The sequence below is a fragment of the Rhodoferax sp. PAMC 29310 genome, assembly GCF_017948265.1.
Taxonomy (GTDB): Bacteria; Pseudomonadota; Gammaproteobacteria; order Burkholderiales; family Burkholderiaceae_C; genus Rhodoferax.
The window spans coordinates 2220090-2244713 of sequence record NZ_CP072852.1; the positions used below are offsets into that span (position 1 = coordinate 2220090).

General features: G+C 59.8%; 28 protein-coding genes. 16 read left to right on the forward strand and 12 right to left on the reverse strand.

Features of this window, described 5'->3' with window-relative positions; genetic code table 11:
* Positions 1-6 precede the first annotated feature (6 nt).
* Complete coding sequence (locus tag J8G15_RS10085) at positions 7-297, reverse strand: putative quinol monooxygenase (protein WP_210547335.1); 291 nt, start codon at positions 295-297, stop codon at positions 7-9.
* A 97-nt stretch (positions 298-394) separates the two neighbouring features.
* On the opposite strand from J8G15_RS10085, the gene J8G15_RS10090 reads away from it, so the two are divergent.
* From J8G15_RS10090 to J8G15_RS10100, 3 genes are all read left to right on the forward strand, one after another.
* A complete protein-coding gene (locus J8G15_RS10090; RefSeq protein ID WP_210547336.1) occupies positions 395-1288 on the forward strand; it encodes a LysR family transcriptional regulator in 894 nt (297 codons plus the stop codon).
* Positions 1285-1947: a bifunctional 2-polyprenyl-6-hydroxyphenol methylase/3-demethylubiquinol 3-O-methyltransferase UbiG gene (locus J8G15_RS10095; RefSeq protein ID WP_210547337.1), complete on the forward strand. Its 663-nt coding sequence runs from the start codon at positions 1285-1287 to the stop codon at positions 1945-1947. The genes J8G15_RS10090 and J8G15_RS10095 overlap by 4 nt, the downstream gene beginning before the upstream one ends.
* 262 nt (positions 1948-2209) lie before the next feature.
* Complete coding sequence (locus J8G15_RS10100) at positions 2210-2665, forward strand: hypothetical protein (protein WP_210547338.1); 456 nt, start codon at positions 2210-2212, stop codon at positions 2663-2665.
* A 76-nt stretch (positions 2666-2741) separates the two neighbouring features.
* Here J8G15_RS10100 and J8G15_RS10105 read toward each other — a convergent pair whose 3' ends face one another.
* Both J8G15_RS10105 and J8G15_RS10110 read right to left on the reverse strand, forming a co-directional pair.
* On the reverse strand, positions 2742-3716 hold the full coding sequence (locus J8G15_RS10105; protein ID WP_210547339.1) for a response regulator transcription factor: 975 nt from the start codon (positions 3714-3716) through the stop codon (positions 2742-2744).
* A 31-nt stretch (positions 3717-3747) separates the two neighbouring features.
* The gene (locus J8G15_RS10110) at positions 3748-7248 is read right to left on the reverse strand and encodes an ATP-binding protein (protein ID WP_210547340.1); all 3501 of its coding nucleotides are present in this window, start codon (positions 7246-7248) and stop codon (positions 3748-3750) included.
* A 127-nt stretch (positions 7249-7375) separates the two neighbouring features.
* Here J8G15_RS10110 and ureA point away from each other — a divergent pair, with 127 nt between their 5' ends.
* From ureA to ureC, 4 genes are read left to right on the forward strand one after another with little or no spacing between them, the layout of a single operon-like run.
* On the forward strand, positions 7376-7678 hold the full coding sequence (gene ureA, locus J8G15_RS10115) for an urease subunit gamma (RefSeq protein WP_210547341.1): 303 nt from the start codon (positions 7376-7378) through the stop codon (positions 7676-7678).
* Positions 7679-7702: 24 nt separating this feature from the next.
* Positions 7703-7894 (forward strand): hypothetical protein, encoded by a 192-nt coding sequence (locus J8G15_RS10120; protein ID WP_210547342.1) that lies wholly within the window; start codon positions 7703-7705, stop codon positions 7892-7894.
* Between the two features lie 18 nt (positions 7895-7912).
* Positions 7913-8218: an urease subunit beta gene (locus J8G15_RS10125; RefSeq protein WP_210547343.1), complete on the forward strand. Its 306-nt coding sequence runs from the start codon at positions 7913-7915 to the stop codon at positions 8216-8218.
* Positions 8218-9936: an urease subunit alpha gene (ureC, locus tag J8G15_RS10130; RefSeq protein ID WP_210547344.1), complete on the forward strand. Its 1719-nt coding sequence runs from the start codon at positions 8218-8220 to the stop codon at positions 9934-9936. The genes J8G15_RS10125 and ureC overlap by 1 nt, the downstream gene beginning before the upstream one ends.
* 87 nt (positions 9937-10023) lie before the next feature.
* On the opposite strand, the gene J8G15_RS10135 is transcribed toward ureC, so the two are convergent.
* Positions 10024-10209 carry a hypothetical protein gene (locus J8G15_RS10135; protein ID WP_210547345.1) on the reverse strand — a complete coding sequence of 62 codons (186 nt, stop codon included), beginning with the start codon at positions 10207-10209 and terminating at the stop codon, positions 10024-10026.
* An 82-nt stretch (positions 10210-10291) separates the two neighbouring features.
* On the opposite strand from J8G15_RS10135, the gene ureE reads away from it, so the two are divergent.
* Genes ureE through ureG form a run of 3 tightly spaced genes read left to right on the forward strand, consistent with a single transcriptional unit; the run spans position 10292 to position 12361 of the window.
* A complete protein-coding gene (gene ureE / locus J8G15_RS10140) occupies positions 10292-10933 on the forward strand; it encodes an urease accessory protein UreE (RefSeq protein ID WP_210547346.1) in 642 nt (213 codons plus the stop codon).
* A gap of 2 nt (positions 10934-10935) precedes the next feature.
* Positions 10936-11649 (forward strand): urease accessory protein UreF, encoded by a 714-nt coding sequence (locus tag J8G15_RS10145; RefSeq protein ID WP_210547347.1) that lies wholly within the window; start codon positions 10936-10938, stop codon positions 11647-11649.
* A 49-nt stretch (positions 11650-11698) separates the two neighbouring features.
* Positions 11699-12361 carry an urease accessory protein UreG gene (gene ureG, locus J8G15_RS10150; protein ID WP_210547348.1) on the forward strand — a complete coding sequence of 221 codons (663 nt, stop codon included), beginning with the start codon at positions 11699-11701 and terminating at the stop codon, positions 12359-12361.
* A 210-nt stretch (positions 12362-12571) separates the two neighbouring features.
* On the opposite strand, the gene J8G15_RS10155 is transcribed toward ureG, so the two are convergent.
* On the reverse strand, positions 12572-13306 hold the full coding sequence (locus J8G15_RS10155) for a LysR substrate-binding domain-containing protein (RefSeq protein ID WP_370627545.1): 735 nt from the start codon (positions 13304-13306) through the stop codon (positions 12572-12574).
* Between J8G15_RS10155 and J8G15_RS21540 the strand changes: the two genes are divergently transcribed.
* Positions 13242-13385, forward strand: coding sequence for a hypothetical protein (locus J8G15_RS21540; RefSeq protein WP_240538599.1), 144 nt, complete (start codon positions 13242-13244; stop codon positions 13383-13385). The two genes, J8G15_RS10155 and J8G15_RS21540, sit on opposite strands and share 65 nt — an antisense overlap.
* A 147-nt stretch (positions 13386-13532) precedes the next feature.
* A complete protein-coding gene (locus tag J8G15_RS10160) occupies positions 13533-14507 on the forward strand; it encodes an MBL fold metallo-hydrolase (protein WP_240538514.1) in 975 nt (324 codons plus the stop codon).
* A gap of 151 nt (positions 14508-14658) precedes the next feature.
* Here the strand turns inward: J8G15_RS10160 and J8G15_RS10165 are convergent, their stop codons facing one another.
* Positions 14659-15045: a PilZ domain-containing protein gene (locus tag J8G15_RS10165; protein ID WP_210547350.1), complete on the reverse strand. Its 387-nt coding sequence runs from the start codon at positions 15043-15045 to the stop codon at positions 14659-14661.
* A 270-nt stretch (positions 15046-15315) separates the two neighbouring features.
* Between J8G15_RS10165 and J8G15_RS10170 the strand changes: the two genes are divergently transcribed.
* Positions 15316-15630 carry a BON domain-containing protein gene (locus tag J8G15_RS10170; RefSeq protein WP_210547351.1) on the forward strand — a complete coding sequence of 105 codons (315 nt, stop codon included), beginning with the start codon at positions 15316-15318 and terminating at the stop codon, positions 15628-15630.
* A gap of 130 nt (positions 15631-15760) precedes the next feature.
* On the opposite strand, the gene J8G15_RS10175 is transcribed toward J8G15_RS10170, so the two are convergent.
* From J8G15_RS10175 to J8G15_RS22115, 3 genes are all read right to left on the reverse strand, one after another.
* Entirely contained in the window at positions 15761-16495 is a 735-nt protein-coding gene (locus tag J8G15_RS10175; RefSeq protein ID WP_210547352.1) for a Crp/Fnr family transcriptional regulator, read from the reverse strand.
* A gap of 16 nt (positions 16496-16511) precedes the next feature.
* Positions 16512-17318, reverse strand: coding sequence for a response regulator (locus J8G15_RS10180; protein WP_210547353.1), 807 nt, complete (start codon positions 17316-17318; stop codon positions 16512-16514).
* 89 nt (positions 17319-17407) lie between these two features.
* Complete coding sequence (locus tag J8G15_RS22115) at positions 17408-20542, reverse strand: PAS domain S-box protein (RefSeq protein WP_210547354.1); 3135 nt, start codon at positions 20540-20542, stop codon at positions 17408-17410.
* 360 nt (positions 20543-20902) lie between these two features.
* On the opposite strand from J8G15_RS22115, the gene J8G15_RS10190 reads away from it, so the two are divergent.
* Complete coding sequence (locus tag J8G15_RS10190; protein ID WP_210547355.1) at positions 20903-21124, forward strand: glycine zipper 2TM domain-containing protein; 222 nt, start codon at positions 20903-20905, stop codon at positions 21122-21124.
* A 70-nt stretch (positions 21125-21194) separates the two neighbouring features.
* Here J8G15_RS10190 and J8G15_RS10195 read toward each other — a convergent pair whose 3' ends face one another.
* Positions 21195-21401 carry a CsbD family protein gene (locus J8G15_RS10195; protein ID WP_210547356.1) on the reverse strand — a complete coding sequence of 69 codons (207 nt, stop codon included), beginning with the start codon at positions 21399-21401 and terminating at the stop codon, positions 21195-21197.
* Positions 21402-21578: 177 nt separating this feature from the next.
* Here J8G15_RS10195 and J8G15_RS10200 point away from each other — a divergent pair, with 177 nt between their 5' ends.
* Positions 21579-21728, forward strand: a complete 150-nt coding sequence (locus tag J8G15_RS10200) for a lmo0937 family membrane protein (RefSeq protein ID WP_210547357.1) — start codon at positions 21579-21581, stop codon at positions 21726-21728.
* Positions 21729-21740: 12 nt separating this feature from the next.
* Positions 21741-21962 carry a hypothetical protein gene (locus J8G15_RS10205; RefSeq protein ID WP_210547358.1) on the forward strand — a complete coding sequence of 74 codons (222 nt, stop codon included), beginning with the start codon at positions 21741-21743 and terminating at the stop codon, positions 21960-21962.
* A 33-nt stretch (positions 21963-21995) separates the two neighbouring features.
* Here the strand turns inward: J8G15_RS10205 and J8G15_RS10210 are convergent, their stop codons facing one another.
* Entirely contained in the window at positions 21996-22799 is an 804-nt protein-coding gene (locus J8G15_RS10210; RefSeq protein WP_210547359.1) for a class I SAM-dependent methyltransferase, read from the reverse strand.
* A gap of 151 nt (positions 22800-22950) precedes the next feature.
* Positions 22951-24423 (reverse strand): RNB domain-containing ribonuclease, encoded by a 1473-nt coding sequence (locus tag J8G15_RS10215; RefSeq protein WP_210547360.1) that lies wholly within the window; start codon positions 24421-24423, stop codon positions 22951-22953.
* Positions 24424-24624 lie beyond the last annotated feature (201 nt).

Genomic DNA, 24624 nt, shown 5'->3' on the forward strand with positions numbered 1-24624 from the left:
TGCTGATCAAAGGATCTGGGTCATTTCATTCAAGATGAATTGCGCCACGGCGCCGTAGATGGCTTTCATGTAGGCGGCCAAATGAGACGCGCCCATGTGGGTCTGCCTCAGCTCGCAGGACTCCCAGTTTTCAAAAAACATGAAATGAACGGGGTTGCTGTTGTCGCGGTGCAAGTCGTACTGCAGGCAGCCTTTTTCAGCGCGGGTGATGGACACCAGTTTTTTCGGCTCCACTTTGACCAGATCGATTTGAACGGGATTGGCGTGGATGTTGGCGTCGATGGTCAATTGGGTCATGTGGGTTGCTCCGGGTTGCTGATGGGGAGACTTTATTTGATTGGATAAACCGAATAAACTACCTTAAGTTAAATAGATAATCCGGAAAGACCGTACATTGCTACTCAACAACATCGCCCTGTTTCTGCAAATCGTCGAAAAGGGCAGCCTGACCGCCGCCGGGCGGGAGGCTGGGCTCTCGCCCACCACGGTGTCCGAGCGACTGTCGGCACTGGAGGCGCACTTTGGGGTGGTGCTTTTGAACCGCACGACCCGCGCCATTAGCTTGACCGACGAGGGTCGGACCCTGCTGGAAGGCGCCAAAGACGTGCTGGCGGAGGTCGATGACCTGGAATCCCGTATTCGCCTCGGCGCGCAGGCGCTGTCCGGCCCGATACGGATCAGCGCACCCAGCGACATTGGTCGCACGGTGGTGTCGGACGCGATCAACCGCTTTCTGTCCCTGCACCCCGCCATCTCGGTAGAACTGCTGCTGTCCGACAGTTATGTCGACGTGGTGGGCCAGGGGATTGATATTGCCTTGCGGTTTGGCGTCGTCACAGACAGCAGCTTGCGGGTAAGAACCTTGACGCCCCGGCGGCGCGTGGTCTGCGCGGCGCCCGCCTATCGGGAGCGCCACGGCGCCCCCCATCAGCCGGTCGATTTACAGAGCCACAACTGCCTGGTCATGCGATTTGGCACCCATCTGGACAACGTGTGGCGGTTTGGCCCCGACACCTTGCCGCAGCTCGTTACCGTGCGCGGCGACCGAATTGCCAACGACGGCGCACTGGTACGCCAGTGGTGCCTGGCGGGTTATGGCGTCATGCTGAAATCAGAGCTGGGTGTGGGCCCGGACATCAGGGCGGGACACTTGGTCGAATTGTTGGCCGAACACGCCCAGCCCGCCTCCCCCTTGCAAATGCTGTTCCCCCCCAGCCGGGCCCAGCCCAGGCGGGTGCGAGCCTTGGCCGAGCAACTAGCCCAAACGTTTCAGGACTTACCCACATGACCTCCAAACCCAAACCCAAACCTAAACCCAAACCCACGCCCCCTCACCCCGCCTTGGCAGATATTGCCCAACGCACGGTGGCCCACTACGACGAGCGCGCTGAAGATTTTTTTGAAGGCACGCGAGACCACGATGTGCGCCAAAACATGGACGCCTTGCTGCAGTACATCGAGGGCGCCGCCCCGCTGGCAATTCTGGATGTGGGCTGCGGGCCGGGGCGCGACCTGAAGGCTTTTAAGGCGCTGGGGCACCAGCCGGTGGGCCTGGACGGCTCTGAGCGCTTTGCCGAGATGGCGCGTACCTACAGCGGGTGTGAGGTGTGGCACCAGAATTTTCTGACGCTGGACTTGCCCGCCAAGCGGTTCGACGGCGTGTTTGCCAATGCATCCCTGTTTCATGTGCCCAGCGCGGCACTGCCACAGGTGTTGGCGCAGTTGCACGTCACGCTCAAACCGCAGGGGGTGCTGTTCAGCTCCAACCCGCGCGGCAACAACGACGAGGGCTGGAACCAGGACCGTTATGGCACTTACCACGACCTGGCGGGCTGGCGCCATTTCATGTCGACCGCCGGGTTTTCCGAGCTGCACCATTACTACCGGCCAGCGGGCTTGCCGGTTGAGCAGCAGCCCTGGCTGGCCAGTGTGTGGCGCAAGTTGTAAAGCGCGCCGGCGAATTGAACCGCTACTCCATAAATAGCGCCCCAAGGCCGCCTATCATTTCAAAAAATCGCTAAAGGCGGGTGCATCCGAGCGGTAAACACGCCCCACTGGAAGGCGAAGGATTTACACGTCAACACACTTGGACATCAATTGGACACACTTGATTGGCACAATCCGAACTAACCTGAACGTTCAGGACATAACAAATAAACAGCGGCTTTGGCGCCTGAAAACCGGGTGCCTTGTTGCAGGAGAAACCACCTTGAATTCAATTCCATCGAAAGCACCCCCCGCACCCGGTGAACTGGACTCCGCCATGACCGAAACCAACATCGCCCAACTGGTGGGCGAGGTGTATGCGGCGGCGCCCCCGGCTGAGCGCAGCCGTTTGCTGGCGCACCTGATCAAGCCGTTGGGCATCCTGTCGCTGATGGCCGTGGCGAACGGCATTTTCGCCAACAACCGGTTTCGCTCCGGTTTGGCTGACATGAACGTGCCGCTTGAAGAGGTGCAAAACGTGCAAGTCGGCGACGTGATTATCCTGGCAATGCGGGTCCAGCAAGTGAGCTTGCAAGCGTTGAACGGCCTGACCCAAGTGCTGAGCAACTCCCCCGCACTCATGGGTTCGGCCGCAGCGATAATGCTGCTAACCATACTGGTGCAGCGCGCCCAACGCCGCCGCGACGGCGACCACGAGGCAACAGGTCAGTCAGCCTGATGGCCTCCAAATTACTATCTTATTGATAGCCACCTCCGCATACTAGATAAGAGCTAGCGGCCTAAAAGGCTTGTGGTTAACCCTTAAACTGCGGGTGGAGTTGGCGAATGCGGCTCATGGCCATGCTGGCCGCTGCCGTGCGGGTCTCCACACCCAGTTTGGCAAACACCCGCTCCAGGTGCTTCTTCACCGTCATGGGGCTGGAGCCCAGAATGTCGCCAATGTCGCGGTTGATCTTGCCCTTGATGACCCAGTACAGCACCTCGGCCTCTTTGGGCGTGAGCTTGAAGCTCAGGGCAATGGCCTCAATCACGCTTTCGTCGCTCACCTCCTGCATGATGATGAGCCAGTCGCCACCGCCTTCGCTGTCGCCAATCTGCTGATGCAGGCGAAATGTGAGGCGCTTGGGACCGGCCTCAATACTCAGCCGCGGCGGCTCCACCATGACCTCGGCACGGCTCACATGGCGACGCAGCCACAGCACCACCGGCTCTGGCATGTGCGGCGCTTGCGTGCCGTAGTAGCGCAACAGCAGGTCACGCGCCAATGGCGTTTGCCACATGAGTTTGCCGTCGCTCACCCGCACGGTGATGCTGGCGTAGCCAAAGGCGTCTAGCGCGTTGCGGGTCTGGCGCTTTTCGCGCGCGCCCTGCAGGTGCACGCCCATGCGCGCCATCACCTCTTTGGGCTTGATGGGTTTGGTCACATAGTCCACCCCGCCCGCCTCCAGTGCCGCCACTAGGTACTCGGTCTCGGTGAGCCCGGTCATGAAAATGATGGGAATGTGCGCCGTGGTGGGCGCAGCCTTCAGGCGGCGCGCCACCTCAAAACCGTCCATGCCCGGCATCATGGCGTCCAGCAGAACGATATCCGGCAGGGCTTGCTCGGCGCGCTGCAAAGCGGCCTCTCCACTGGTGGCCACGAGCACGGTGTAGCCGGATTCGTCCAGCGCGTCATGTAACACGGCCAAGTTGTCGGGCACATCGTCCACGATCAGCACCACGTCGCTGTTGGCGCGGTCCAGGGTTTTGTCGAGCGTCTTTTGTGTCATTCGTAGGATCGGGAAAGTGAACTGCTTATGCTCATGGGCTGTTTGCCAGAGTCAGTTTTTTCAACATGGCTTCAAACTGAAACTGCCGGGCCAACCCGCGCAACTCCTCCACCAAGGCAGCGCACTGGGGTTGCGCTGCGTCAATGTCGTCCAGCCTGTTCAATATGCCCCGGTAATAGCCCAGGGCCACCACTTCCCGCAGCGCATCGAGTTGGGCCGTGGGCGGCCAAACCCTGGTGGCGGTTGCACTGGACGGTGCCACAAGGGTGGCTGCGGCGGGGGCCTCCAGCCAGGTCAGTTGAAGCCGGTTGGCCAGCCAGTCAAGCATTTCAGAGTGGCGCACGGGTTTGAGTATGAAGTCATCAGGCGACACGGCGACATCGTTGTCCAAGCCCTTGTCAAACGCGTTGGCGGAGACGATGGCGATGTGAGGCAACGGCACCGAGCCGTCTTTGGTAAGCCCGCGCAGCCGGCGAATGGTTTCCCAGCCGTCAATACCGGGCATGGCTAGGTCCATGAAGATCACATCGGGCTGGTAGCCAGCCGTGAGCAAGTCCAGGCAGTCGTGCCCACTGGCCGCCGTGCGCAGCTCAAAACCCAATGGTTGCAGCAGCTTCACCAACAGCTCCCGGTCCGCCTCTTCGTTGTCCACCACCAAAATTTTCCGGCGTGGCCCCACATAGCCGTGGCGCGGCGGGCTGGTTCGTGGCACAAGGTTCTGTCCGACTCCACCGGGCGCCAAATGCACCTCCGGCAAAAACAGCTTGACCTTGAACACCGATCCCTGGCCCGGCGTGCTGACCACCTTAATTTCACCGCCCATCAAATCAGTCAGCATCTTGGCCATGGTCAAGCCCAGCCCCGCGCCAGGGACGGCCGAGCCGGGCGTGTTGACACGGGTGAAGGGCTCAAAAATGCGCTCCATCTCGTCAGTGGACAAGCCCGGCCCGGTGTCTTCGATCTCGATGAAAGCCATTTCCCGGGCATAGCGCAGGCGAAACACGACCCGCCCGGTTTGGGTGAACTTGACGGCATTGCCCAGCAGGTTGATCAGGATCTGGCGCACCCGCTTTTCGTCCGCCCGCACGAGCGTAGGCAGCGTGCCGTTTCCTTCATAGTGAAAGACCAGCCCCTTGCCGTCGGCTTCCAGCTCGAACATGCTGGCCATTTCCTGCATGAAGCTGCCAAAGTGCATGGGCTTGACGTTAAGCGAAAGCTTGCCAGCCTCAATGTGGGCCATGTCCAGCGTACCTTCGATCAACGACAACAAATGCTCGCCACCGCGTTTGATGACGCTGACCGCCTGTTTGCGGTGCGCGGGAATGGTGGCATCCTCGCCCATGAGTTGGGCATAGCCCAGAATGCTGTTGAGTGGCGTGCGCAACTCGTGGCTGATGGCGCTGATGTAACGGCTCTTGGCCTGGTTGGCCAGGTCAGCGGCGTGGCGCGCCTGGTCGGCCACGCGCTTGGCGGTTTGCAAGGCCTGGTCCGTCTGACGATGAGATTCAATCTCTAGCATGAGCAAATGGGTTTGGCGGTTGGACTCCTCCTGCGCCACCTGACGGGTTTTGTGCGCCAGCACCACCCACCATGCCACCAGGCCGGCAATAACGAGCAGCGCCATGTAGGCTTTCACAAAGCCGGAACGCAGGGCCGCTTGTGGCGCCTGTAGAAAGTCGGAATCGGTTGCCAGCGCCAACAAGGCGTTGAGTTCTTGCCGGTACAGCAGGCCAAACACGCTGGCCAGCACCGGCGCGATCACCAGCATCAGCAACATGAAGGCGCCCAGCCCCGTATCCAAGTAAGGCCAACTTCGCCGGGGCAGCAGCCAGTGCAACAAACCCTGCCACTGACGGGACAGGCTGGCGTGCGGTTTGCACAAGTCACCGCAACGCGCGTCCAAGGTGCAACACAGGGAGCAGATGGCGCCCTGGTAGGCTGGGCAATGCGCCATGTCCGGCCCTTCGTATTCGCGTTCGCAAATCACACAGCGCTGCAAGGCATGGCCAGCCGAGCCGCCACAACGGGGCGCGGGTGCGGCCTCACGGGCGATGTAGTACTTGCCTTGTGTGGCCCAGGCGATCAGGGGCGAGGTCACCAGAGCGGTGCCCAGCGCAATCAGTGCGGAAAACGCCTGCGCCAAGGGGCCAAACACCCCCAGATGCGCGGTGATGGAGAGCACGGAGGCCAGCGCCATAGCCCCCACGCCGACCGGGTTGATGTCATACAGGTGGGCGCGCTTGAACTCAATGCCCGGGGGTGACAGGCCAAGCGGTTTGTTGATGACAAGGTCGGCCACCACCGCCATCATCCAGGCAATGGCGATGTTGGAGTACAGCCCCAGCACGTCACCCAGCGCCTGAAACACGTTCATCTCCATGAGCATGAAGGCAATCAGCGTGTTGAATACCACCCACACCACCCGCCCCGGATGGCTGTGGGTGAGGCGCGAGAAAAAGTTGGACCAGGCCAGCGAGCCTGCGTAGGCGTTGGTGACATTGATCTTGAGTTGCGACACCACCACAAACAGCGCCGTGGCCGCCACCGCCCAACCGTAATGGGGAAACACATACTCATAGGCGGCCAAATACATCTGGTTCGGGTCCACTGCCCGATCGGGTGGCACGGCGTGGCTGATGGCCAGAAACGCCAGCAGCGCCCCGCCCAGCATTTTCAGCACCCCCAACAACACCCAACCCGGCCCGCCCATCAGCACCCCTCCCCACCAGCGCAATTGGTTCGACTGGGTGCGTGCTGGCATGAAACGCAGGTAATCGGCCTGCTCCCCCATTTGGGTCATCAAGGCCACCCCCACCGTCAGGGAAGCACCAAAATGAAGCAGACTGAATTCCGACGTGCTGGACTTCTCACCGATGTAGTGCACCACGCCAGAAAACGCACCAGGATCGCGCACCAGCACAAAGGCAAACGGCACCACCAGCATCACCAGCCACAGCGGCTGCGTCCAAATCTGCAAGCGGCTGATGGTGGACACGCCATGGGTGACGAGCGGAATCACCACCAAGGCGCAAATCAAATACCCCCAGCGCGGCGGCACACCCAGCGCCAGCTCCAGCGCATAGGCCATCACTGCAGCCTCCAGCGCGAAGAAGATGAAGGTGAAGGAGGCGTAAATGAGCGAGGTGAGCGTGGAGCCGATGTAGCCAAAGCCCGCGCCCCGAGTGAGTAAATCCATATCCACCCCGTAGCGGGCGGCGTAGATGCTGATGGGCAGCCCGGCCAAAAAGATGATCAGCCCTGTGGCCAGAATGGCCCAGAAGGCATTGGCAAACCCGTATTGCACCAGCAGCGTGGCACCCACGGCTTCCAGAATCAGAAACGAGGCCGCCCCAAACGCCGTGTTGGCCACCCGCCACTCCGACCACTTGCGAAAGCGCTGCGGCGTGAAGCGCAGCGCGTAGTCCTCCATCGTCTCGCTGCCCACCCAGGCGTTGTAGTCCCGCCGCACCAGGGTGATGCGCTGCACGGGTTCGCTGTGCGGGGATGAAACAGGAGGAATGGCGGCGGTCATGACCCAGTCACGGTGCAGTTTTCATGCCACGGCACGGGATTTGCATAACAAGGGTATGGAACTTACCCCTCGTGCTCGGCCGGCATTTGCGGCCGCACGAGCTAACTATTGAGCGAAGCGAAACGAAATGGAACTAACTCCTCGTGAAAAAGACAAGCTGCTCATCTTCACCGCCGGATTGTTGGCGGAGCGCCGCAAGGCGCGTGGGCTCAAGCTCAACTACCCGGAGGCCATTGCCTTCATCAGCGCAGCGGTCATGGAAGGCGCCCGCGACGGCAAAACCGTGGCGCAGTTGATGAGCGAGGGCCGCACCCTGCTCACCCGGGCCGACGTCATGGACGGCATTGCCGAGATGATTCCCGACATTCAGGTCGAAGCCACCTTCCCTGACGGCACCAAACTGGTCACCGTGCACCAGCCCATTGTTTAACCGCCCATTGAACGGAGACCTTCCATGCCAGCCTCTCGCCTGAAAAATATCAAAACAATAGCAGCTTGCGCGCTGTGGACCGGCGCTAACAGCGTATTGGCCCATGACGGCCATGGGCTGACCGGGCCCCATGGCCACGCCACCGATGCCTGGGGCCTGGTGGCCTTGGGCGCGATGGTGGCACTGGGCATCTGGCTCAGCCGTGGTGGCAAGTAAATAAAACGAAGACTCACCATGATCCCAGGCGAACTCATCACCGACGGCCCGGACCACGTTCTGAACCCCGGGCGGCGCACCCTGACGCTGGTGGTGCAGAACACGGCCGACCGGCCCATTCAGGTCGGCTCGCACTACCACTTTGCAGAAACCAATGGCGCGCTGGGCTTTGACCGCGCCGCCGCAAAAGGCATGCGCCTGAACATCGCCTCTGGCCTGGCCGTGCGGTTCGAACCGGGCCAGCAACGCACCGTGGAACTGGTGGACTTCGCCGGGGACCGCGTGGTGTTTGGTTTTCGCGGACACATACAAGGAAAGCTCTGATGGCAACGATTGGACGACGCGCCTACGCCGAAATATTTGGCCCCACCGTGGGCGACCGGGTGCGCCTGGCCGACACCGATTTACTGATTGAAGTCGAAAAAGACTTCACGTTAGGTGCCGGCGGTTACGGCGAAGAAGTGAAGTTTGGCGGCGGCAAGACCATTCGCGACGGCATGGCGCAAAGCCAGCGTATACGCGCTGAAGGCGCCGTGGACTGCGTCATGACCAATGCCCTGATTCTGGACCACTGGGGTATTGTGAAAGCCGACATTGGCCTCAAAGGCGGGCGCATTGTGGCCATTGGCAAAGCCGGCAACCCCGACACCCAGCCCGGCGTGGACATCATCATCGGGCCCGGCACCGAGGTCATCAGCTGCGAGGGCAACATCGTCACCGCCGGGGGCATTGATTGCCATATTCACTTCATTTGCCCGCAGCAGATTGAAGAGGCCCAGGCCAGCGGCATCACCACCATGATGGGCGGTGGCACCGGCCCCGCCACCGGCACCTTTGCCACCACCTGCACACCAGGGCCCTGGAACATCGCCCGCATGCTGCAGGCAGCCGACGCCTTCCCGATGAACCTGGGCTTCTTTGGCAAAGGCAATGCCAGCCAACCTGCCGCGCTGCACGAGCAGATCAACGCCGGCGTGATTGGTTTGAAGCTGCACGAAGACTGGGGCAGCACGCCGGCGGCCATCAGCAACTGCCTGGACGTGGCCGAAGAGACTGACATTCAGGTGGCCCTGCACTCGGACACGCTCAACGAGTCCGGCTTTGTGGAAGACACCGTTGCGGCCACCAAAGGGCGAGGGTTGTGCGCGTTTCACACCGAAGGCGCGGGCGGCGGCCATGCCCCGGATATCTTGCGCGTGGTGGGCGAGGCCAACTTTTTGCCCTCCTCCACCAACCCGACCATGCCTTACACGGTGAACACGCTGGATGAGCATGTGGACATGCTCATGGTATGCCACCACCTGAACGCCTCGATTGCCGAAGACCTGGCCTTTGCCGAGAGCCGCATCCGCAAGGAAACCATTGCGGCCGAAGACATCCTGCATGACCTGGGGGCCATCTCCATGATGAGCAGCGACAGCCAGGCCATGGGCCGGGTGGGTGAAGTCATCATTCGCACCTGGCAGACCGCGCACAAAATGAAGCAGCAGCGCGGCACCCTCCCTGAGGACAACGCCCGCAACGACAACTTCCGCGCCAAGCGCTATGTGGCCAAGTACACCATCAACCCGGCCATTGCCCACGGCATCAGCCATGAGGTGGGCAGCATTGAGGTCGGCAAGTGGGCCGATCTGGTGGTGTGGAAACCGGCGTTCTTCGGCGTCAAACCGGCGTTGATTTTGAAAGGCGGCTTCATCGCCATGGCCGCCATGGGCGACCCCAACGCCAGCATCCCCACGCCGCAGCCGGTGCATTACCGCCCCATGTTTGGCTCTTACGGCAGCGCGCTCACCCGGGGTTCGCTCACCTTTGTCTCGCAAGCCGGCTTGAACGCAGGCATTCAGGACGAGTTTGGTTTGCACAAGACATTAAGTGCCGTGAAGAACATCCGGGGCGTGCGCAAGCAACACATGGTGCACAACCACTACCTGCCCAAGATGGAGATTGACGCCCAGACCTACACCGTGCGCGCCGACGGCCAGCTGCTGACCTGCGAGGCAGCCGTCACCTTGCCCATGTCGCAACGCTACTTCTTGTTTTGAGTGTGATGGAGATCCGGGTTGATGATCTCCCCAAACCGACGTCGGTTGAAAAGCGAAGAAAGCGGCCCGTGTCATATTCACGTTCCGCTACGGCATACGTTGCAGATCACTCTGCTCCGCCTCCGAAGCTGTGCATTTACGCAGATGAAACCCATTAGTCAATTCGGTGATGAATACCGTGTCACCCTCCTGGCAATCGAGTGGCTTAAGGAGGTCAGGAGGAAATATGACTCCAAGATCAACCCCGACTTCAATCACTTCGAGTTTTTTCACGGTACGCCCTCCAAGGCTATCAACACAACAAATGCAATGGTGCATGTAAGCTTTCAATTTTTCAAGCAAAAATCAACGCCATATGCTGACTGCTAACAAACTCCTCTCTCAAGGCCAAGGCCTCTCCCCTGTCCTACTCAAACGCGCCGCCACCGTCGAGCTGGACTGGGACGTGCGCCAGAAAAGTCGCTTTGATGCGACGGATTCGACCGGACGCGCACTGGGCGTCTTTTTGCCACGGGGCACTGCAGTGCGCGGCGGTGATGTGCTGGTGGCCGAGGACGGTTCGCTGGTTCGGGTCATTGCCGCCTCCCAAGCCGTGCTCAAAATCACGCACTGTGCCAACCATGGCTCGCCCTTTGATTTGATTCGCGCCGCCTACCACCTGGGCAACCGCCATGTGCCCATCGAGCTGCAGCCCGACCATCTGAAAATCGAGCCCGACCATGTGCTGGCCGATATGCTCCGAGCCATGCACCTGATCGTGAACGCGGTGGACGAGCCTTTTGAGCCAGAAAACGGTGCCTATGGTCACCACGCGGCTGGCCACAGCCACAGTCATGGTGGGCACGACCATGAACATGGCCACGCGCATGACACGGCCACGGTGGTCAAGCTACCCAGCACCGCCAAGTCCAAACTCAGCGCCATTCCCATTGCCACCGCCAGCACGCCCCATGTGCACGGCCCCGGTTGCGGCCATGACCACGGACACAGCCACTGACCATGGTTGACCACGCGGCCGCCCTGGCCAACCCGCACCGCACGGACACCAGCCTGATGCAGCTGATGTGGCTGGCCTCACCGGCCTTGCCGATTGGTGGGTTTTCATACTCGGAATGCCTTGAAGCGGCCGTAGAAAGTGCGCGGGTAGCTACAGAAAAAGAAGCATCGTTGTGGCTCATTGACCAGTTGCACTTGAATTTTTCGCGAGGTGACTTGGCGGTGGTCGCGCAGGCGATTCCCGCTTGGCAAGCGAATGACATGACGCGCATGGAAACACTCAACCAATGGGTGCTGCAAACCCGAGAAAGCAGCGAATTGCGCGCCCAGGCCGAGCAAATGGGCCGATCCCTGCTGGAGTGGCTGCGCAACCACACCACGGCGCGTGGCGAACAGATCGGCGCGCTGGCGTCCCTGCAACCCACCTACCCGCTGGCGTTTTCGCTGGCCGCCAGCGCCTGCGCTGCGCCGCTGCGCGACTGCCTGCTGACCTATGCCTTCGGCTGGGCAGAGAACATGGTGCAAGCCGCCATCAAGTCCGTGCCACTGGGGCAAAGTGCGGGTCAACGCATTTTGTCCGCGCTGACCGCCGAAATTCCCGCCGCCGTGGACCACGCCCTGTCGCTGGCCGACGACGAGCGCCAGGCTTTTTCACCCATGCTGGCGATTCTCAGCGCCCAGCATGAAGTGCAGTATTCACGTCTTTTCCGGTCCTAGCGCCGGTACAGTCTGCGCAAGAAGCTATCAATTTAGAAGCAATATCACCATGACTAACGCCCTGCACCACATTGCCAACCGCACCAAAAAACTCCCCCCCTTGCGCGTGGGCATTGGCGGCCCCGTTGGCTCCGGAAAAACCACGTTGCTGGAGATGCTGTGCAAAGCCATGCGCGAACAGTACGACCTGGTCGCCATCACCAACGACATCTACACCAAGGAAGACCAGCGGCTGCTGACAGAAAGCGGTGCCTTGGAAGCGGATCGCATCATGGGCGTGGAAACCGGTGGCTGCCCGCACACCGCCATTCGGGAAGACTGCTCCATCAACCTGGAAGCCATTGACCGCATGCTGGTGGAGCACCCCAACGCCGACATCGTCTTTGTGGAGAGCGGTGGCGACAATCTGGCGGCCACCTTCAGCCCCGAGCTGAGCGACCTGACGATTTACGTGATCGACGTGGCAGCGGGTGAAAAAATCCCGCGCAAAGGGGGCCCCGGCATCACCAAGAGTGACCTGTTTGTCATCAACAAGACCGACCTGGCGCCGCACGTGGGTGCCAATTTGGCAGTGATGGAAGCCGACACCATTCGCATGCGCACCACGGCAAAGGGGCTTAAACCCTTTGTCATGACCAATTTGAAAACCAATTCAGGGCTGGCCGAGGTCATTGCCTTTATTGAGACCAAAGGGATGATCAAAACAAGCTGATGGAGGGTGACTCCGGCTCGTCGGAACGAGACCCTGATCGATGATGCCAACCCGACGGAGCGTCAAACTCTGTTTTCAAATGGTCTATGAACAGCCTCGCCCGGGTGGCGTGAGAACGCCCCGGTAGCCGAACTGCATGAATATCTGTCAGTTGTTTGGGTGACAGAGTCGCGGCTTGCGGAAATAGCGAGATCAGACGGCCCTCGGCGATCAACTCGCCAACCAGCCAACCAGCCAACTGGCCAGATGAACAATGCCAATGCCATGCAGCGCAGCTTGCAGAAGACTTTCAGTATCGTCCGACTGAAAGCTGCCACGTACCGGCAATGGCGAGCCTCCAAGCGTGCCTGCAAAGCTCCACCAACCGGCTGGCAACGGCGGGGTTGCGATGGTCAGGCAATTGTGTTTCAGCAGATTTTCCGGGGTGGCTGGCCAACCGGCACGCGCCAGGTAATCTGGGCTGGCACATGCCAGGCGGCTGTATTGCGCCAACTTGGTGGCCACCAGATCGCTGTCAGGCAGTTTTCCAATGCGAATCGCCACATCAATCCTGCGCTCGGCCAAATCCACCAAATCGTCACTTAAGTGCAGATTGAGCTGAATTTGAGGGTACAACTGGAGAAACCGCATCGCCGCTGGCACCACATGGCGTCGGCCAAAGCCCGAAGGGGCAGTCACCGTCAGCAGGCCATGGGGATCTGTTTGCAACGCCGATAACTCCGCTTTCACACCCTCCAGGTCACTGACCATTTGCAAGGCACTGACCCGAAATTTCTCGCCCGCGTCAGTCAGCAAGAGCTGTCGAGAACTGCGATGAAACAGGCGCACCCCCAACTCGGCCTCCAGCCCATCAATTCGCCGTGTGACCGAAGAGACGGCCATGGTCCGTTCCCAGGCCACCTTTGATAAGGTTCCGGATTCCGCGACCGCCAAAAACATCTTCATCGCATCCAACATGCTGGTCATGCTGGTCATGCTGGTCATGCTGGTCATGCTGGTCATGCTGGTCATGCTACCTTATTGAGAAATTTGCAAAGATAGATTGCATATTTCATTATTGTTGCGCCACATGAAAAACTCCACAATCCATCTCGACGGAGCGCTTACTCGCCGTGAATACCCCCCACCAGGCGCTCTCCCATCCCGCTTTTCATTTCCCTGGAGACATCCCATGAAGTCCGCCCCTCTGACCTCTCTGCCCCGCGCCTTGGCGATGGCAATAACACTGACCTGCGCCAGCCTGGGCACTTCCGCTGTTTTTGCTGCGGCGCCCATGGCAAAAACCCCAGCCCCCGGCTACTTTCGAATCATGTTGGGCGATTTTGAGGTCACAGCACTGAGCGATGGCACTGTTGATCTTCCGGTGGACCAGCTGCTCTCCGAAAAACCAGGCATGACAAAGGCAGCTCTGGGGAAATCATTTCTCAAGGCCCCGCTGGAGACATCAGTGAACGCCTACTTGGTCAACACCGGGAGCAAACTGGTACTGATTGACGCAGGCGCAGGGAGCCTGTTTGGCCCTACGTTGGGAAAATTGACGCAAAACCTCAAGGCGTCAGGCTACGAGCCTGCCCAAGTGGATGAAATCTATCTGACCCACATGCACCCCGATCACGTCGGCGGCATGGTCGGCGCCGGCGCACTCGCTTTCCCGAACGCCATCGTGCGCTCCGATCAAGCCGACGCGGACCTCTGGCTCAGCCAAACCGAGCTGAATAAGGCTCCCGAAGGTGGCAAAGGATTTTTCCAAGGGGCAATGGCCTCATTAAACCCCTATGTGGACGCCCAAGAATACCGGCCATTCACGGGCAACGTCTCTTTGATGCAGGGCATCACCGCCATACCGACCCACGGCCATACCCCTGGCCACACGGCCTACTTAGTCGAAAGCCAGGGTCAAAAACTGATGGTGGTGGGTGATTTGATTCATGTGACGGCCGTCCAACTGGACAAACCCGCCGTCACTATCGCCTTCGACACCGACCCCAAAGCAGCGATGACGGCCCGCAGTCGGGTGTTCACCCAAGCGGCCAAAAATGGCACCCTCATTGGCGCAGCCCACATCCAGTTCCCAGGACTGGGGCATTTGCACGCCACAGGTAAGTCATACCAGTGGATCCCAGTCAATTACACCCAAATGCGCTGAGCTGCACCTTTACTCATCCTGCGCGCTCAGCAATGAGCGTGCAGAGCGTTGATCTTGGGGGATGCATCACGCGGCAGGCCATTCATTGCATGCGGGTCATCCACCCCAATTCAAGCCGTTGTGAAAGGGGCGATTCAGGCATGCTGTTCTCCTAGGCCACCCAGGTGCCGGCAAACATGTGGGAGAGCTCGCGATTGACCCGCGCAGAGTCACCTGTGTTGAGCTCAATCAACCGGCGCAACAGGGTCAAGCTGTTGATATCAATTTCCTGGCATTCAACGCCAATGTGGGCACCCTCCAGATGCGCAATGCGCCCGGCCATGGTGATGGCGTCACCCCCTTGTGTCAGCGTCAACACCAGCCGGCATTTTTCATGCAACACCAGCGTCTGTGACGCAGGCGTTTCCACCAAGGCGCCCTTGAGCGCAATGTCCACCAAATGAACCGCCAACACGCGGTCCTCCAGATGCAACATCACCTCGGCGTCAAAGGGAATGCGGGAGTAGTGGCGCAGGTTGCTAATGGGTTTTGCCGTCATGGCCGCTCCTTTGAGGCAGCACGCGTGCTGCGATATGGTGGCTTCAAGGGTATGACGGATGGGGCGAAAGCGCAACTCGTACGTCATGAATCTGCTGCGGGGGGCCAAAAAACGTTGCTGCCAAGGAAGCCCATTCTGCGAGAGGGTGGCTATGACGCAATCGAAACCTGCGACTTTCAATCCGCTATGTGCGTCAGCGCACCGACTGGCACAGCGCCTTTTTTTATAGTCCACAGGTCAGTTCCATTCATTTTTCTACTGGAGATTTCTATGTTCATTCGTCGCACACTTGCCATTGTTATTACCGCCGTCGTCATGGTCACAGCGACGGGCTGTGCCGTTCAACGCGGCCAGGAAACCGTGGGGGCCTATGTCGATGACACCGGCATCACCACACTGATCAAGTCGCGCTTCATCGAAAACAAACAGGTGGATGCGTTGTCAATCAAAGTCGAAACCCTGAATGGCACCGTCATACTGTCCGGCTTTGCCAAGAACGCTGAAGAGCGTGCCACAGCGGAGACCATTGCACGTGGCGTCAAAGGCGTCGTTTCGGTTCGGAACGAAGTCACCGTTCGTCCCTGATCCATAGAGCCTCAAAGTTCATGTGAGTTTTTGAGGCTCTTTTGACCAGCACGGCGAGGTCATGGCCAAGCGCTCGTCGGGTCATCGCTCCGATGCCCGTCGGGCCGCTGTCAACTCGAAAGCAGCCGACTCAGTAGTGCGGGCCCTGTTGCACATCGGTCAACAGTCGCCCCAATTCCTTCTTGACCACACCGTAGCATTCGCAGGCATGCGTCGCTAGTCCCGCTCTGTCCAGTACGGCAATGTGGCCTCGGCGGTAGCGTATATAGCCCGCCGTCTGCAAGCTACCCGCCGCTTCGGTCACACTTTCGCGGCGTACCCCTAACATGCTGGCCACCAATTCCTGCGTCATGACCAGTTCGCGTGCTGGCATTCGGTCCATGGTCAACAACAACCACCCACACAGTTGCTGCTCGACTGAGTGGTAGCGATTGCACACGGCCGATTGGCTCATTTGCGTCATCAGGGCCTGGGTGTAGCGCAACAACAAACGCTGTAGCGCACCTGCCCGGTTGAATTCCGTCTGCAACAGATGGCGGTCAAGCCGGTAGGCATGGCCTGCCGTTTGGACCACGGCCGAGCTGGGTGTGGTGTCCCCGCCCATGAACAGGGAAACGCCCACGACCCCCTCGTTGCCTACGCCCGCCGTTTCGGCCGATGCGCCTGTTGCGGTGACGTAGTGCAGCGAGACGATGGACGTGGTGGGGAAATAGACGTGTCGCAACTGGGTACCGGGTTCGTACAGCATGTGGCCCAGCGGCATGGGAACCAGTTCCAGTTCATTGGAAAAGGTGGCGAAGTCTGCGTCAGGCAGTGCCGCCAGCAAATGATTTTGGCGGGGCGTGTGAAGTTGCGGGGTGGTCATACCGTGAATTCCTGCTTCAAGTTGCATCCAGCACTTCGACGCCAATGCCGCGGTAACCCAGAAACCGGCCATTCGCGCTGAACATGGGCTCGCCACTGACCTTGAACTTCTTCCGGGTGCTATCGGCATTGACCCGATGAAAGGCAAAGTCTAAAAACGGTTCCCGCGCGGCGATGGTGGTACGCAAGGCCTCGCGTTCTGTCTCGTCCCAGGCATCCGCCGACGCCACTGCGCCCTCCGCCTGGAAACCCAACATCTCCAGCACCGGGCCCGACACTTTGGTAAACACGCCGTTTTCGTCCTGCTCCCAATACCAGTCGGAAGCCAGTTCGGTCAGGCTGCGGTAGCGGGCCTCGCTCTCTCGCAGTTCCGCCGTGCGCTCCAGCACGGTTTGTTCCAGAATTTTGTTGAAATCAGCCAATCGTTTGTACAACAGGCGCACTTCCAGCATGTTGTGAATGCGCGTTTTGACCTCGACCAGGTCGAACGGTTTGCTGACAAAGTCCTTGGCGCCGGCCTGCAAAGCGCGCAGCTTATGGCCCGGCTGTGCCGTGAGAACAATCACCGGAAGGTAAGCATCGGTGGTGCTGTTTTTTAGCCCCTCCATCACCTGAAAACCATCCATCACCGGCATCTGCAGGTCGAGCAAGATCAGGTCATAGTTGTTTTGGCGGTGCAAGTCACAGACCTCTTCCGGCTTCATGGTCGAGGTGACACCGGTGTACCCGGCGCCTTGCAGCAACTGCAACAAGAGCTGCACGTTGGCCTCTTGATCGTCCACGATCAAAATCCTGGCGCTTAATATCTCACTTGCATCAATCATCGGAATCACCTCTTGTATCTTTAGGTAGGGCGCATCGACGCGGTCTGGGTGTTCGCGTGCTCTGATCTGCCAATGGGTTGTCGAATCGATTACTCCAAAGTGTCTGCCGCCAGCGCCAAACACTCGTCCAGCGCCAGCATGAACTCAGCGATCTTGATGGGCTTGGTCAGGTAGCGGTAAAACCCGGCGTCCATGCCCCGTTCGATGTCGTGCGGCATCGCATTGGCGCTCAGCGCCAACACCGGAATATGGCAGGTAGCCGGGTCCTCGCGCAACAGCCCCAAGGCCTGCAACCCGGTGATCCCGGGCAAATTGATGTCCATCAAAATCACATCTGGCAGGTGAGCGCGGGCCAGTGCCATGCCGCGCAGACCATCTTCAGCCCCAAGCAGGCGCATGTCGGAGCGGCGGGCGATGAGTTGCGCGACCAACTCCATATTGGCCTTGTTGTCTTCCACATACAACAAGGTTCGCCGGGCCACACCGTCCCCACCCAGCGCAATGGGGGTCAAAGAGACCGGCTCGGCGTCCAGCACCAGTGAATGAGGTGCGGCCAAGTTGAGCTCAAACCAGAACTCACTGCCCACCCCCACGGTACTCACAGCGCCGATGGTGCCACCCATCAGCTCCACCAGTCGCTTGCTCACCACCAGGCCGATGCCGGTGCCCTCTTCGCCACTGTCTTCCTGGCCCAAGCGGTTGAATGGTTGAAACAGTTGCGACAACTTTTGCTCGGATAAACCCTCCCCTGTGTCCCGCACGCTGATGTGCAGGCGGTCCTGATCGGTGATACGCCAAGTCACATCCACGGCACCGTCGGTGCGGTTGTACTTGATGGCGTTGCTCAACAGATTGACGAGAACCTGCTTGACGCGGGTGCTGTCGGCATCCACAAAACAGGGGTTGCTGAAGGTCGGAAACCGCATCTGAATCCCGCGGTTATTGGCCTGCGGCTCAATCATGCTCTGGCAATCTTGAAGCACTTCGGGCAGTGAAACGGGCTCCATCGACATTAAGAGCCGGCCCGACTCGATCAGCGCCAGATCCAGAATTTCATTGATCAACTCCAACAGGTACCACCCCGCCTTGAGAATTTGCTCAATGCTGGCGGACTGGGCCAGGGTGGGGGCAGGCAGGTCGGACTCAATCAGTTGCCCAAAGCCCAAAATGGCATTGAGGGGCGAGCGCAGTTCATGGCTCATGCTGGACAAAAAGTCTGACTTGGCCTGGTTGGCTTTGTCGGCAGCGGTTCGGGCGGCCTCCAGTTCCGTATTCTTGACTTGCAGGGCCCGATCCAGCCTGGCACGCTCGGCCTCAACCACCTTGCGGGCGGTGTTGTCGGTGCCAATGTGCAAGTAGCCAATGATGGTGTGGTCGTCGCCGCGCAGCGCCGTGACCGACACCATGGCCGGGAAACGGCTGCCGTCCTTGCGGATGTAGGTCAGCTCGTAAATATCTTCCATCGCGCGGGCGGCCTTGAACACCAGCGCCTCGAAGCCCGGGGCGATCTCGGTGCCCAGCTCGGCGCTGAGCGCCTGGGCGCGGGCGATGATCTCCTGGGGGTCAGAAATTTCCGCTGGTGTGACCTTGTCCATCACATCGAGTGCGGCGTAGCCCAACATGCGCTCGGCGCCCACGTTGAAAATCTGGATCACGCCTTTGGCATCGGTTGCGATGCTGGAGAAGTTGGCGCTATTGAAAATGGCGTTTTGCAAGGCGCCAGCCTTGCGCAGTGCTTCTTCGGCTTGTTTCCTGGCACTGATGTCGCGCAAGATACCGGTGAAGTAACGTTCTGCGCCCAGCACCATTTCGCTGACCGTAATCTCCAGTGGAAAGCGACTTCCGTCTTTTCGAACGCCCACCACCTCGCGACCCAGTCCAACCGTTCTCGCCTCATCACTCACGCCGTAGTGCTCAAGTGAGACATTGTGTTGTTCCTGGTCCAACTCGGGTATCAGCAAGCCAAAACCCTTGCCATTGAGCTCGGCGGCGCTGTAGCCAAACAGGTGTTCAATGGCCGGATTGGCAGACTCCATGATCCCGCCGTCTGCATGCAGCGTCACGATACCGTCGCTCACCGTGTTGAGAACGGTCTGCACCCGCGCAGCGCTGTCGCGCACTGTTTGCTGTGCCGCATATTCGTCCGTCACATTGCGAAACACCAGAACGGCTCCCACCACCTGCGTGTCCGCATCGCGAATCGGTGCGCAACTGTCGGCAATATCGAACTCGCGCCCATCACGGGCAATCAACACCGTGTGGCTAGCCAGCCCCTGCACCGTGCCATGCGCCAGGGCATTGGCCACCGGGAGGTTCGCCACCTTGCGAGTCTCCCTGTTAACGATACAAAAAACCTCGTCGATGGGCCGCCCCAACGCCTGGGCATGGGTCCAGCCGGTCAAGTCCTCGGCCACACGGTTCAACAGTGTCACGCAAGCTGCCGCATCGGTGGCAATCACGCCGTCGCCAATGGAGCTCAGTGTGATGGCCAGTTTTTGCTCACTGTTTTGCAGAATCCGGTTGGCCTCCAGCAAACGCAAATTTGTGAGTGTTTGAGCCGCAAGCAAGTGCTGGGTTTCACCTTCGGCCCGGCTTTCGAGTCTTTTTTTCGTCGCACGAATACTGGCATAGGCGAACCAAAGGACCAACACCAAGGCCATGGCAGAGAGGCCAACAATGAGGAGAAACAGCCAACGAATCCTGCCATCAAACTGCATGTCTTGCTGCGACTGGAGATCGTTCTCCACCCTGACCACTGCGCGGGCTTCCTGGCGAATCGAGGCGGTCAGGCCGGGGTCAGCGTCACTATCGGTCTTCAGCAGGGCAGTCTCACCCGCCGGACTGCGACGCAAGGTGATGCGCGTTTCCATCTCCGCCAGTTTGGCCCGCAGCAGGGGTTCGATGGTGTCGACGTGCGACTGCACCGGGCGGTCAGTGCTCAGCGCGCGCAAGGTATGAGAGCTGGGCAGCAGGGTGTCGCGCACCGCCAGATACCGATTCAGGTAGGTGTCGTCACCCGTCTGTGCATAGCGGCGCTCGCTGGTTTCGGCATTCAGCAGCGATGCGATCAGGTCTTGCATCGCGGAAATGACGACGCGGGAATCTTTGCGGTGCTCAGCGGCGCTCTCAATCTGTCGGAACGACCAGACGGTGACGGCCACCCCAACGAGCAACAGCAGCACGAGCGAGCCCAACCAAAGAATTGTTTTACGGGTTGTTTTCAAGGAGTGGTGGCTTTCGGGTGGAGCGTGTGCGTCGCCACGTACACGCCTATTGGGTGTGCAATCGGAAACGTCGTGGACAAGTGGCCCTGGCTGCTATGGCCCGTGCACTTTAGGCCAGCGAAACATGCCGCGTCTGTGCGGTGGCGCACGCAGCGTTCTTTACATGACAAAGTTTCCTCCAGCGCAGACTCAACAAGCGCAGTTAGATCACCTTTTGATAGCAACAAAAATACCAGCCGGTTCTGTGTGCCAGCGCACCGAACTTTTTGTGACTTGTCATCACAATGAACTTTCATCCGTGACAGGGCGTCACCGCACTGCACGGTTTGTTGTTGGCCCCACTATTCGGAGATATTTATAATGAAATTCAATAACAGGATGTTCGCCTACGTTCCAGCGTTGGCGCTGGTGTCGGTTCTGGGCGCATGCGCTGGCATGACCCAACAGGAAAAAGGCACGGCCACGGGTGCTGCAGTTGGCGGCGCAGCGGGTGCCCTACTCGGTGGCGGCGTGCTGGGCACCGCAGCAGGCGCTGCGGTGGGCGGCGTGGTTGGCCATGAGGTCACCAAGCCGAAGAAGTAACTGAGCCGTCCCCATCAAAGAAGGGCTGGGTGCCATATGGCACCCAGCCCTTCTTTGATGGGGAACAGGATTACAGTGATTTACCAGCCTCTTTGACCGCATCACGGGCCGATTTCACCATTTCCTTGGCATCGCCCAATTTTTCTTCGGCTTGGCTGGCGATCTGCTTTTCCACGCCCTTGATTTCCTGCGACGGGTTGCCAATGATTTTTCCGGCGGTTTCTTGCACTTTGCCGAGCAGGTCTTTGGCCATGCCCTGGGCTTGATTTTTGTTCACGATATGTGTCCTTTGATTTGAAAAAGAAATTAACGAAACACATGGGACGTTTGTTGACCCATGTGTGAATGCTAAGAGCCAGATATCAGAGCGTCTGTGCGGTGGCGCACCGACGGAACAGACGCCGCGTCGCACACTGCCACTCTCTACAACAACACTTACCAAAGAGGTGTTCTCATGCTTCAAACGCTCGCAATCGTGCTCATCATTTTGTGGCTCCTAGGCATGGTGTCCTCGTACACCATTGGCGGATTTATTCACATTCTGTTGGTGGTGGCGGTGGTCCTGTTCCTGGTGCGCCTAATCAGCGGCAACAAAACACTGTAACTGGGGCACACCGTGAACAGCATCAAACTCGTTGGCGTCATCTTGATCATGCTGGGCGTGCTGGGCGCCGCCTATGGCGGCTTTAGCTACACCAAGGCCACTCATGCGGCTGACATCGGTCCGCTGCACCTGGAGGTGATCGAAAAGGAGCGCGTTAACGTCCCGCTCTGGATGGGGCTCGCAGCCGCAGCCGCTGGCTTGGTACTGGTGGTGGCCGGCTCACGCAAGTCCTGAACCCGGCAAGGCCCGGCTCCCTGCGGCAAAAGGTCAAATGGCCTTCGCCACCGTCAGCAGGTAATCCTGGTGAATCACGTTGTCAAAGTGATAGGGCGCGGCCAGCGCTTCAAAGTCGGCGTGGAACTGCGCCAGTTTCTGGGGGTCGCTGGCTAAATGTTCGACCACCTTTTGCAGCGGGCCGACGGAACGCTCCATGAACACCCGGAAGTGCGGAATGCTGAGCGCGGAAAACCGCATCACGCCGCGCTCGAAAAACGGGGCCTCGAAGCCTCGACTGAGCCGCTCAGACACAAACGCCGGGTTGCCCCACGGCCCCGGTGGTGCCGCGCCCGGCGGTGGTGGCGGCATCTTGCTGCCCACAAACGCCAGCAAACGTCCAACGAAATGCTCGGGCGGCCAGGTGGCAAAGGCCACACGACCACCCGGTTTCAGTACGCGCCGCATCTCAGCCATGGCCACTTCAGGGCGCGGGGCAAACATGTGGCCAAACTGACTGAGCACCACATCGAACGACGCATCGGCGTAGGGCAGCGCTTCGACATCCCCTTGGTCCCAGACGATCTCCGGCAATCGTGCGATGGCGGCGTTTTCCCGTGCTTCCTCGATCAACGCCGGGGTGAGGTCGAGCCCGGTGACTCTCCCCCCCCGGCGCGCGGCCGTGATGGCCAGCACACCGGTGCCGGTACCCACATCCAATACAGACTCACCTGGCGCGATGTTGGCAAAGCGGACCATATGCCCGGCCACCGGGGTGGTGAACAGCGCCGTCGGCCCGAACGAGGCCCACATTTCACGCTGACGCTGTTTTAATTCGGCAAAGGGATCGTTGGTCATTGGTTTCTCCTGAAGTCATAGGAGGGAGACCGGGACCGCATCAAGCGGTCTGAAAGGACGCGTGGCATTCGCGTCAAGCTGCGGTCGGCCAAAAATGATTATGAGCCGCCATCCGCGCCAGGGCAATGGGTGGCCATGGCGCGAAAAAGCCTTAATCAGCCGGTGAGAAGTCGATAAAGCCGTGCTCCACATCCGTGGACTCCAGCTTGACGCGCACTTTGGCCCCCACTTTTAATTCGCCCCGCCCACCCATCAGCATGCCTTCGGCGGGCGGCGAGAACACACGAATCCAGACGCCTTCGGCCGCGGTGCCGGTGACGATTCCATCAAAGCGCTGACCAATGTGCGATTGCAGCAGCAGCGCGGCTTCAGACTTGCGCAGGCGCCGCTCCACCTTGCGGGCGGCGTCTTCCTGGTGGGTGCAGTGGGTGGCCAGCACGCCCAGTTCGGTGGGGGTGTAAGGCGACGCCTCATCCGCCAACGCAGCCTTCAGCAGGCGCGAAGTGATCAGGTCGGGGAAGCGCCGATTGGGCGCGGTGGAGTGGGTGTAGTCCTGCACGGCCAGGCCAAAATGGCCCACGGGCAATTGACCAGCGGACTCGACCACGTATTCGCCCGACCCCATCAATTTAACAATGACCAGCGACAGGTCAGGAAAGCGCTCGGGGTCAATGCGCCGGCGTTTGGCCAAAAAATCTTCCAAGGCCTTGGAGTCCGGCTGGTGCGGCAGGGTCTCGCCCAGCTCTCGTGCCACCGACACTATGCGCAACCAGCGCTCAGGGGAGCGAACCACCCGGCGCAGCGAGACACCGCCTTGCGCTGCCAGGTAGCGGGCGGTGCAGCCGTTGGTGGCAATCATCACCTCTTCAATCAACTGGCGGGCGCGGTTTTGCACTTGCTGGACCAAGTCCACCACCTTGTCACCATCAAAGACGGCGCGGGGCTGAACGGATTCAAATTCCAGCGCGCCTTCTTGTCGGCGGCGGGCACGCATTTGCTGGGCCAGCGCGTCCTGGGTGCGCAACTGGGCTTCCATGCCCGCAACGACCTTGGCCGCTTCGGGCAAGTCACCCTGCCCATCAATCCAGGCGCTGACGGCGTCGTAGGCCAACTGCGCCTTGTTGTGGACTTTGGCGCGGTACACCGTGGAGCCGGCCAGCGAGGCATCGGCATTGAACACCATCTCGGTGACCATCGCCAGTCGGTCCACACCGAAGTTGAGCGAGGTCAGGTCGGTGGACAGGCGCTCGGGCAACATGGGGAAAATGACGGCCGAGGTATAGACCGAGGTGGTGTTGATCAACGCGTGGTCGTCAATGGGTGTGCCTTTTTTGACCATCGCGTCCACATCAGCAATCGCCACCCACAGGCGTACCGCGCCTTTGTCCAAGACTTCGCACACGGTGAGCTGGTCCAGGTCGCGGGAGTCGTCGTTGTCAATCGAGCACCAGAGCAATTGGGTGAGGTCCCGAATGTGCGAACCGGCCTCATCGCTGGGCCCGGTGATGCCGGCCAACTGGCGTTCCACCCCCGCAGAAAAGTCAGGTTCCAGGCCACGCTCGGTCATGGCCTGGGTGGCGATACGAACGAGATCAACGCGGTGGTGAAGGCTTTTGGTGTTCATGGGGTCAATATACATCTGGCGCTTGTTTGACGCACCAAGTGCTATTTATTTAGTAGCTACTCCCGAATACACCACAAGGGGAATAGCTATAAAAGATCATAAATTGTGCTCTACCACCCGGCGACTGACCTCCAGGCCGGGAAGTTCGTGCAGTCGCGTCTTAACTGCGTTATTCGGCGTAATTGGCATTGATTTAGCAAT